At 53.0% G+C, this 10340-nt stretch carries 8 protein-coding genes and 1 pseudogene; 3 read left to right on the top strand and 6 right to left on the bottom strand.

What is annotated here, in order from left to right; genetic code table 11:
* Window positions 1-52: 52 nt before the first annotated feature.
* The 6 genes and pseudogenes from ispH to FDX03_RS23175 form a co-directional block, all read right to left on the bottom strand.
* Window positions 53-1003 carry a 4-hydroxy-3-methylbut-2-enyl diphosphate reductase gene (ispH, locus tag FDX03_RS08280; protein WP_137345776.1) on the bottom strand — a complete coding sequence of 317 codons (951 nt, stop codon included), beginning with the start codon at window positions 1001-1003 and terminating at the stop codon, window positions 53-55.
* 1 nt (window position 1004) lies between these two features.
* Window positions 1005-1454, bottom strand: coding sequence for an FKBP-type peptidyl-prolyl cis-trans isomerase (gene fkpB / locus FDX03_RS08275; protein WP_003018929.1), 450 nt, complete (start codon window positions 1452-1454; stop codon window positions 1005-1007).
* A gap of 117 nt (window positions 1455-1571) precedes the next feature.
* Entirely contained in the window at window positions 1572-2069 is a 498-nt protein-coding gene (lspA, locus tag FDX03_RS08270; RefSeq protein WP_003018932.1) for a signal peptidase II, read from the bottom strand.
* Entirely contained in the window at window positions 2069-4885 is a 2817-nt protein-coding gene (gene ileS, locus FDX03_RS08265; protein ID WP_137345775.1) for an isoleucine--tRNA ligase, read from the bottom strand. Before ileS ends, lspA begins: the two co-directional genes overlap by 1 nt.
* Before the next feature lie 37 nt (window positions 4886-4922).
* Window positions 4923-5861 (bottom strand): bifunctional riboflavin kinase/FAD synthetase, encoded by a 939-nt coding sequence (gene ribF / locus FDX03_RS08260; RefSeq protein WP_003837336.1) that lies wholly within the window; start codon window positions 5859-5861, stop codon window positions 4923-4925.
* 7 nt (window positions 5862-5868) lie between these two features.
* A pseudogene (locus FDX03_RS23175) lies at window positions 5869-6072 on the bottom strand (DUF2575 domain-containing protein).
* 117 nt (window positions 6073-6189) lie between these two features.
* Here FDX03_RS23175 and rpsT point away from each other — a divergent pair.
* The 3 genes from rpsT to FDX03_RS08240 all read left to right on the top strand — a co-directional run.
* Window positions 6190-6453 (top strand): 30S ribosomal protein S20, encoded by a 264-nt coding sequence (gene rpsT / locus FDX03_RS08250; protein ID WP_003018940.1) that lies wholly within the window; start codon window positions 6190-6192, stop codon window positions 6451-6453.
* 447 nt (window positions 6454-6900) lie between these two features.
* A complete protein-coding gene (locus FDX03_RS08245) occupies window positions 6901-8274 on the top strand; it encodes an MFS transporter (protein ID WP_137345774.1) in 1374 nt (457 codons plus the stop codon).
* Window positions 8275-8314: 40 nt separating this feature from the next.
* Window positions 8315-10340 (top strand): glycoside hydrolase family 31 protein (locus FDX03_RS08240; protein WP_137345822.1); only part of this gene is annotated, 2026 nt, incomplete at its 3' end.

Below are 10340 nucleotides of genomic sequence, written 5' to 3'. Positions count from 1 at the left end.
AAAATGCCAGACGTTAAGTCTGGCATCTTCTCATAATCGTAACCGGAAAGACTTACTCTACTTCACGAACATCCACACGCAGCTCTTTCGGCACTTCGAAAACGATGTTCTCTTCGCGGCCTTCCAGCGGAATAGCTTCCCCACCGCCAAGTTCCTGCAGGCGAGCAATCACGTTTTGCACCAGGATATCCGGCGCCGAGGCTCCGGCCGTCACGCCTACGCACTTCGCCTCTTTCACCCACGCTTCCTGGATGTCGGTCGCATCGTCAATCAAATACGCCGCTTTCCCCATTCGCTGTGCCAGTTCAGCCAGACGGTTGGAGTTAGAGGAGTTTTTCGAGCCGACCACCAGCACAACATCCGCCTGTTCCGCCAGCGCACGGACCGCTTCCTGACGGTTGGTGGTGGCATAACAGATATCATCTTTGCGCGGCCCGATAATTTTCGGGAAGCGTTGGCGCAGCGCGTCAATGACGTCAGAGGTGTCATCAACGGAGAGCGTGGTCTGCGTCATGAAGGATAATTTGCCTTCATTTTTCACATTCAGTTTCAGCACATCTTCCGGTGATTCAACCAGGTACATTCCCCCTTGCGGGTTGCTGTACTGGCCCATCGTGCCTTCGACTTCCGGGTGACCGGCGTGACCAATCAGAATGGATTCTTCGCCACGACGGCTGGCGCGGGCAACTTCCATATGCACTTTCGTGACTAGCGGACAGGTTGCATCAAAAACCGTGAGGTCGCGGCCTTTGGCTTCGTTACGCACAGCCTGAGACACGCCATGAGCGGAGAAAATCAGGATCGCGCCATCCGGCACTTCGCTGATTTGCTCGATAAAAATAGCGCCGCGCTCGCGCAGGCTATCCACCACATAACGGTTATGTACCACTTCATGACGGACATAAATCGGCGCGCCGTAAATAGCCAGCGCGTTTTCCACAATGCTGATAGCGCGGTCTACGCCAGCGCAAAAACCGCGCGGGTTGGCCAACAGGATCTGCATTTTACGCCTCCAGTGCCGGTTCGACTTCCAGCACTTCAATATCAAAATGAACGGTATGCCCGGCCAGCGGATGGTTGAAATCAACCGTGATCGAGTCACCGTTGATTTCGCGGATCACGCCTGGCATCTCACTGCCGTCCATTGCGGTAAAGAGCATGATAGCGCCAATTTCTGGCTCGCCCGCGTCCATAAATTCCCGACGCGAGAAATACTGAATTAAGTCCGGACTTGATACGCCAAAGGCGGCATCCGGCTCCAGAGCAAAGGTGGTTTTATCGCCTTCTTTTAGCCCCAGCAGGTGTTGCTCCAGTCCTTCAGACAGAGAACCGTCGCCCAGGCGAAACAGCGCAGGCTTGCCGTTATTGCGGGTTGACTCTGCGGTGGAGCCATCGTCGAGCTTAAGGGTGAAGTGCACCAGCACCGCACTGTTACTCTGTACTGATTTAGACATGCAGGTTGCTCTTTAAAATTGCTGCCGCCTGTCTGCCCGGTGGCGCTACGCTTACCGGGCCTACAAGGATCGCAGTAAATTGTAGGCCGGATTAGCATAGCGCCATCCGGCATTTTTTTATGCGGCTTTTTTCTCTTTCGACGGCAGGAAGCCTTCGAGAACAATCAATGCCGCCCCGATACAGATAGCTGTATCGGCCAGATTGAAGGTCGCGAAATGCCAGTCACCGACGTAAAAGTCAATCATATCAACCACGAAGCCGTGCCACAGGCGGTCGAACAGGTTGCCCAGCGCACCGCCAATGATTAACGCATACGCGATGTTATTCAGCTTCTGCGTCGCCTTCGAGCGATACATCATCACCATTAGGATGACGCAAATACCGATGGCGATGCCGGCAAAGAACCAACGTTGCCAGCCGCCGCTGTCGGCTAAGAAGCTAAACGCCGCACCATAGTTACGCGCGTAGTGCAGATTAAGCGACGGAAACAGCGACACCGTATCCCCCAGAGCAAAGTTCTGGAGGATCAGGTATTTGCTGCCTAAATCGATAATCAGCACGACTACCACCAGCCACAGCCAGCGTAGTCCTGTTGAACAAAGAGGCTTACTCATCAGGCAAACTTACGTTGTTCGCCATCACCGGCGATGTTGCTGACACAGCGTCCGCAGATATCTGCATGTTCCGCCACCTGGCCGACGTCGGTAGTGTAATGCCAGCAGCGCGGACATTTATCACCTTCGGCTTTGCTCAGTACAATTTTCAGACCTTTGAGCAGTTCGCTCTGCTGAGCATCAGCTGGAGCCGCTGCAAAATCTGCAACCGTCGCGCCGGAGGTCAGCAGAACAAAGCGCAACTCTTCGCCCAGCGCGGTCAGTTTCGCCGCCAGCTCAGGTTCAGCGTACAGGGTCACTGCCGCTTCCAGAGAACCGCCGACTTTCTTATCCGCACGCGCCTGCTCGATAACCTTGTTCACTTCGCCGCGCACTTTCAGCAGCTCGTCCCAGTAGGCATCGTTCATCGCTTCGGTTTCGCCTAAGCCAAACAGACCTTCGTACCATTCACCGGTAAAGACGTACTTCTCACGATCGCCTGGCAGGTAGCCCCAGATTTCATCTGCGGTGAAGGACATGATCGGCGCCATCCAACGAACCAGCGCTTCTGCAATATGGAACAGCGCAGTCTGGCAGCTACGACGCGCCACACTGTCCGCTTTCGCGGTGTACTGACGGTCTTTGATGATGTCGAGATAGAACGAACCCATTTCTACGGAGCAGAAGCGCATCAGGCGCTGTACCACTTCGTGGAAGTCATAAGCTTCATAGGCTTTCAGGATTTCGTCCTGCGCCGCTTGCGCACAACCTACCGCCCACCTGTCCAGCACCACCATCTCTTCCGGTTTCACCATGTCTTTAACCGGATCGAACCCGTTCAGGTTCGCCAGCAGGAAGCGCGCGGTGTTACGGATACGACGATAGCTGTCGGCAGCACGTTTCAGGATTTCGTCAGAAACGGCCATTTCGCCAGTATAGTCGGTAGAAGCAACCCACAGACGCAGAATATCCGCGCCCAGTTTGTTCATCACGTCCTGCGGAGAAACGGTGTTACCGATAGATTTGGACATCTTACGGCCCTGACCATCAACGGTGAAACCGTGGGTCAGTACCTGGCGATAAGGTGCTTTGCCTTTCATGGCGGTGGAGATCATCAAGGAAGACATGAACCAGCCACGGTGCTGGTCAGAACCTTCCAGATACATATCTGCCGCATGGCCCGCAAACTCAGGACGCACATCCACGACGGATGAGTGGGTTGAACCGGAGTCGAACCACACGTCCAGCGTATCCGGGACTTTGACATACTGGTCAGCTTCGTCGCCGAGGATATCTTTCGGATCGAGATCCCACCACGCCTGGATGCCGTCAACTTCTACGCGTTTAGCCACTTCTTCCATCAGTTCGATAGCGCGCGGATGCAGCTCTTCGGTGTCTTTGTGAACAAACAGAGACATCGGCACACCCCACGTACGCTGACGGGAGATACACCAGTCAGGACGGTTGGCAACCATCGATTCAATACGCGCCTGGCCCCAGTCCGGGATCCACTGTACGCCTTTGATCTCTTTCAGCGACTGCGCGCGCAGGCCTTTCTGATCCATGCTGACGAACCACTGCGGGGTCGCACGGAAGATGATCGGTGACTTGTGACGCCAGCAGCATGGGTAGCTGTGCTGCATCTTCTCAACGTGCAGCAGCGCGCCTTTTTCGCTCAGCAGCGCAACGATTTTGTCGTTGGCTTTAAAGACGTTCACACCGTCCAGATCCGGATAGGTACCCACCAGGTATGCGCCGTCCGGGCCAACCGGGTTAGCGATTTCCAGACCGTATTTCTGGCTGATGACGTAGTCATCCGGACCGTGACCGCCAGCGGTATGGACCGCACCGGTACCCGCGTCCAGCGTAACGTGATCGCCAAGGATAGCCGGCACGTCAAAGCCCATAAACGGATGGGTAAAGCGCAGCAGCTCCAGCTCAGCGCCTTTCACGGTGCCGAGAATGGTGTATTCAGCCGCGCCAATACGCTGCATGACGCTTTCAACCAGATCTTTAGCCAGAATCACAGCCTGGCCGTCAATCTGCACCAGCGCATAGTCAAAATCAGGTGCCAGAGAGATTGCGCGGTTCGCCGGTAACGTCCACGGGGTAGTGGTCCAGATAACCAGAGAGATCGGGCCGTTGACGTCAGAAACGCCAAATTTCGCTTTCACCGCATCCTGATCGGCAGCGTGGAACGCCACGTCGATGGACGGGGAGGTTTTGTCATAATACTCAACTTCCGCTTCCGCCAGCGCGGAACGGCAGTCAACGCACCAGTGCACCGGCTTCGCACCTTTGTGCAGGTGACCGTTGCCGATGATTTTACCCAGCGCACGAATGATGTTGGCTTCAGTTTTGAAGTCCATGGTCAGGTACGGATGCGACCAGTCGCCCAGTACGCCAAGACGGATAAAGTCTTTACGCTGACCATCTACCTGGGTCGCTGCGTATTCACGGCACTTAGCGCGGAACTCAGCAGCGGTGAACTTCTCGCCCGGCTTGCCGTATTCCTGCTCTACTTTCAGCTCGATTGGCAGACCGTGGCAGTCCCAGCCCGGAACGTACGACGAGTCATAGCCCGTGAGTCCTTTGGACTTCACGATAATGTCTTTCAGAATCTTGTTAACCGAGTGACCAATATGAATGCTGCCATTCGCATAAGGAGGGCCATCATGCAGAATGAAGGTTTTTTTGCCTTTTTTGGCCGCACGAATGATGCCGTACAGGTCATCATCAGTCCAACGCGCCAGCATTCCCGGTTCACGCTTGGCGAGATCGCCGCGCATCGGGAACCCTGTTTCCGGCAAATTCAGGGTTGATTTATAGTCACTCATCAGATTCTCGGTTCCGTATTTAAAACTCGTATAGGCATTAAGCCGGTTTTGTTAGCCCAAAAAATTCACGGGCAGTCAACTCATCACGCGCAATCTGCGCTTTTAGTTCATCCAGCGAGGCAAATCGCTGTTCGCTGCGTATTTTTTTACGCAGTACTACATCTATATGGCGACCATACAGGTCCATTACAACGTCCAATAGATGCACTTCCAACTGCTGGCGTACGCCTGCTACCGTCGGGCGGGTGCCGATGTTGGCGACGCCGGGCAACGGTTTGTCACCCAGTCCCATCACTTCAACCGCATAAACACCTTTCACCGGAGAAACCTGACGACGAAGCGGTAAGTTTGCCGTCGGAAAACCGATGGTGCGCCCTAACTCATCACCGTGAACGACGCGTCCTGAGATAGTAAAAGGATGCCCAAGCAGGCTTTCGGCCAGTTGCAGGTTATCTTCGGCCAGCGCCTGACGTACTGCGGTGCTGCTGATACGCACACCGCCTTCACAGAAGGTTTGGGTGCTGGTGATATCAAAACCATACTCAGCGCCCGCTTCCTGTAATAACAAGAAATCGCCCGCACGGCTAGCGCCAAAGCGGAAATCATCGCCAACGGCAAGAAATTGTACACCAAGGCGCTTCACCAGCAGATCGCTGATAAAAGTCTGCGCCGTTAATGCGGCGAAACGCCTGTCAAAACGCACGCACAGCACGTAGTCCACACCGCATTCGGCCAGATAACGCAGTTTTTCCCGCAGGCGGGTAAGGCGCGCAGGTGACTTGTCCGTCGCAAACAGTTCCAGCGGCTGTGGCTCGAAAATCATTACCACCACCGGTAAATTGCGTTTGCGCCCTTCTTCCCGTAAGCCTTGCAGCAACGCACGGTGGCCACGGTGCACACCGTCGAAATTACCAATAGTCAGCACACACCCATGCGGGGCCTGGCTGAGATTATGTATGCCTCGTATCAGCTTCATGTCTGGCTCAAAACAGTGAAAATCGTGAAAGTATACCCTGTACCGCGGTCAAGGTTAACCGGCGATTGTTTCTACGAAACAGAAAGAGGATGGTTTTCATTGTTATGAAACAAATTGACGCCCTTCACGGGCACACCAATGCAATTTTTCTCGTGGAAAAGCTGTATTCACGCCACGCAAGCTGGTAGAATCCTGCGCCATCACTACGCAACGAGTGCTGGAATTTAAACGGCGCTTATTTGCACAAATCCATTGACAAAAGAAGGCTAAAAGGGCATATTCCTCGGCCTTTGAATTGTCCATATAGAACACATTTGGGAGTTGGACCTTGGCTAATATCAAATCAGCTAAGAAGCGCGCCGTTCAGTCTGAAAAGGCCCGCAAGCACAACGCTAGCCGTCGCTCTATGATGCGTACTTTCATCAAGAAAGTATACGCAGCTATCGAAGCTGGCGACAAAGCTACTGCACTGAAAGCATTTAACGAAATGCAACCAATCGTGGACCGTCAGGCTGCTAAAGGTCTGATCCACAAAAACAAAGCTGCGCGTCATAAAGCAAACCTGACTGCACAGATCAACAAACTGGCTTAATCGCCTGTCTGTTGTCGCTTTGTGAAAAAACCCGCGCAAGCGGGTTTTTTTATGCCTGTCGTTTGTACAACCAGCTTCGAAGGCAACCGTCATCCACTGACCTTGTTCGTACTCCTCTGGGCCGCTTCTCTTTTCAGCCAGCCGCCTTACCGGGCACATGAAAGTCATTTTCTTTCACTGTTTAATTTTTTTAATTTCATTGCTAATCAAATTGTGACCGTCATAGCAAATGACATAATTACTCCCCCAAAAACGAATAAACGCAATCCTGATGTAAGATTTGATAATTGATCACAATGCCCGTGTTAACTATTTTTCACCAAACCAATTAACCACTATTTCTCTCCAAAGGTTTAATTTTTTAGATAAAAAATAACAACTACCCTACTGCTTAGAAAGTAAAAGCTGTTTTTCTGGGCGTATCGCACCAATATCGGAGTTATTATTATGAGTTCTGTTATTGAGGATACCCAGTCTTGCGGGTCAGCATCATTATCTTTACTACAGCGTATTAGCTACGGCTCTTTGGATGTGGCAGGTAATCTGCTGTACTGTTTCGGTTCAACCTACATCTTATATTTCTACACTGACGTTGCGGGTATAAGTCTCGCCGTAGCAGGTGTCATCCTGCTACTGGCGCGTATCGTAGATGGTATAGATGCCCCAATCTGGGGGATCATTATCGATAAAACACGTTCACGTTACGGTAAATGTCGTCCCTGGTTTTTATGGCTGCCGCTGCCTTTTGGTGTATTCAGCGCGCTGTCATTTTGGTCTCCAGATATCAGCATGACAGGAAAAGCCATATATGCAGCAATATCCTATATGATTGCCAGCATTTTATTTACCGGACTTAATACACCGCTCAGTGCAATATTACCTCTGATGACCCTGTCCCCTAAGGAACGGCTGGTATTAAATTCCTGGAGAATGACCGGAGGACAAATCGGGGTTTTATTAATGAATGCCACAGCATTACCCCTGGTTGCATTTTTAGGTAACGGAAATGATCATGCCGGATTTATTTATACGGCGATTCTGTTTGCTGCGATATCCTGTTCGCTAACGCTTTTCGCCTTTAAAAATATCCGCGAAATGGATGCGGATAAAATACAGCAAGAACCCAAACTGCCGATGAAAAAAAGTTTCACGGCGATGAAAGGTAACTGGCCATGGATCCTGATGGTGCTGGCCAATCTGATCTTCTGGATTGCCCTGCAACAGCGGTCCACCACCATTGTTTATTATCTGACCTACAACCTCGATCGCAAAGATCTGGTTCCGCTGATTAACAGTCTGGCGACGATTCAGATCCTGTTTATCATCGCCATCCCTTTCTTTAGCAAATACCTGGCTAAAACCTGGATATGGGTAGGCGGCTTGCTGGTCGCCACGTTTGGCGGCGTCTTGATGTGGCTGGCGGCGGACAACATACCTTTCCTCATCGCGGCCTGGGTGCTCGGCAATATAGGTAGCGGAATCGCCTGCTCAATGCCGTTTGCCATGTTGGGCTTTGCCGTCGACTTCGGTGCCTGGAAAACGGGCATCAAGGCCACCGGCATTCTTATCGCCTTCGGCAGTACTTTCTGCATCAAGATGGGCAGTGGTCTGGGTACCGCTTTCGCCGCCTGGATCATGAACAGTTTTGGCTATATCCCGAACCAGACCCAAAGCGCTGCGGGCCTGGAAGGCATTACCTGGGCCTTTATCTGGGCGCCCGCCCTGCTCTTCGCACTCGCGGCGATCCCGCTACTTTTCTTCCGTAAGTACGAAGCAATGGAAGAGACGATTCGCCACGATCTGGAAACCATCACCCAATAACTTTCTTGATCTTTACCCTCAAAATATGGGAGGCACCACCATGCCATTTGTGCAACGTGACCCGCGTCGTCTGGTCTGGCAGCAAAACGATCGCTATTTGTGGATTGAACCCTGGGGCGAGAACAGCCTGCGCGTACGCAGTGGCCGTCATCTTCCGGTTATGCGAAATGAGGACTGGGCGCTCACGGAGCCAGTCACAGAAAGCGCCTGCCACATCGTTTATGACCACAAGCAGGCGACGCTGACCAACGGCAAAATTAGCGCTATCGTCAATCAAAAAGGGCAAATCGCTTTTTATCGCCATCCGCATAAGTGCCTGTTGCAGGAGTTCTGGCGTCTGCGGGGCGAAATCGGCGAGGACGAATCTTCCCACGGCCAGTATGTCAGCGCACTCAACCTTGAGGGACGCGAATTCCGCCCTATTCAGGGCGGGAAATATTCACTTAAAGCCCGCTTCGAAGCCACCGAAGGGGAAAAAATTTACGGCATGGGCCAATATCAGCAGGCCAATCTGGATCTCAAAGGATGCGTGCTCGAACTGGCCCAGCGCAACTCTCAGGCCTCGGTGCCCTTTATGCTCTCAAGCCTGGGCTACGGATTTTTATGGAACAACCCGGCGGTCGGCCGCGTGACGTTCGCCCATAACGTGACCGAGTGGGAAGCTCAGGTCAGCGAACAGTTGGACTACTGGATCACCGCTGGCGATACCCCGGCAGAAATTAGCCAGGCGTATGCGCTCGCCACGGGCACGCCGCCGATGATGCCGGATTACGCCATGGGCTTCTGGCAGTGCAAGTTACGCTATCGCACCCAGGAGGAGCTGCTCGCAGTCGCCCGCGAGTACAAACGGCGCAATCTCCCCATCTCGGTAATCGTTATCGATTTCTTCCACTGGCCAAATCAGGGGGACTGGATGTTCGACTCGCGCGACTGGCCCGATCCCGATGCCATGATCGCCGAGTTAAAATCGCTGGGTATTGAGCTGATGGTCTCCGTCTGGCCGACGGTGGACAATCGCACCGAGAGCTATCGGGAGATGCGCGAAAACGGCTGGCTGGTACAAACGGAGCGCGGATTGCCAATTAATATGGATTTTCTCGGCAATACCACTTTCTTTGATGCCACCCATCCCGGCGCTCGCGACTACGTCTGGAGTAAAGCAAAACGCAACTATTACGATAAAGGCGTGAAGCTCTTCTGGCTAGATGAAGCCGAGCCGGAGTTCAGCGTTTACGACTACGATAACTATCGCTACCACGCCGGACCGGTGCTGGAAGTGGGCAATATCTACCCGCGAATGTACGCCAAAACCTTTTTTGACGGCATGAAAGCCAATGGCGAAGACCAGGTTATCAACCTGCTGCGCTGCGCCTGGGCTGGAAGTCAGAAATACGGCGCGCTGGTGTGGTCAGGTGATATCCACTCATCGTTTCGTTCTCTGCGCAATCAGTTTGCCGCCGGGATGAATATGGGGATTGCAGGTATCCCATGGTGGACAACAGATATTGGCGGCTTTCATGGCGGCAATATTCACGACCCACGCTTTCATGAGCTACTGATTCGCTGGTTCCAGTGGGGCGTGTTTAGCCCGGTGATGCGCCTGCACGGCAACCGCGATCCGCAGATTTTACCGCAGCAGCCTTATCGGGACGGGATTGCCCAGTGCCCTACCGGCGCGCCCAACGAGATCTGGAGCTACGGTGAGGATGTGTGTGATGTGCTAACGGGTTGCCTGACACTGCGTGAGAAGCTCAAGCCCTACATCAAAGCGTTAATGGCAGAAACGCATAACTACAATACACCGGTGATGCGTACCCTATTTTTTGAGTTCCCCGATCAGCTAAAAAGCTGGGAAATCACCGACCAGTACTGTTTCGGCCCCGATCTGTTGGTTGCGCCCGTTATGCATGAAGGTATGCGCGAACGCGACGTTTGGTTGCCAGAAGGGGAAACATGGACGGATTTTGCGACCGGCGAGAGCTATCAGGGAGGACAAACGCTGCGCTATGACGCTCCCCTGAACAGAATTCCGGTATTTATCCGCGAAGGCGGGCAGTATCGTAATA

Origin of the sequence: Citrobacter sp. wls827 (genome assembly GCF_005280875.1) — a bacterium.
In the GTDB taxonomy this organism is placed as follows: Bacteria; Pseudomonadota; Gammaproteobacteria; order Enterobacterales; family Enterobacteriaceae; genus Citrobacter; species Citrobacter youngae.
The sequence above is the reverse complement of the archived record's forward strand: the minus strand, read 5'-3'. Positions and strand labels throughout refer to the sequence as shown.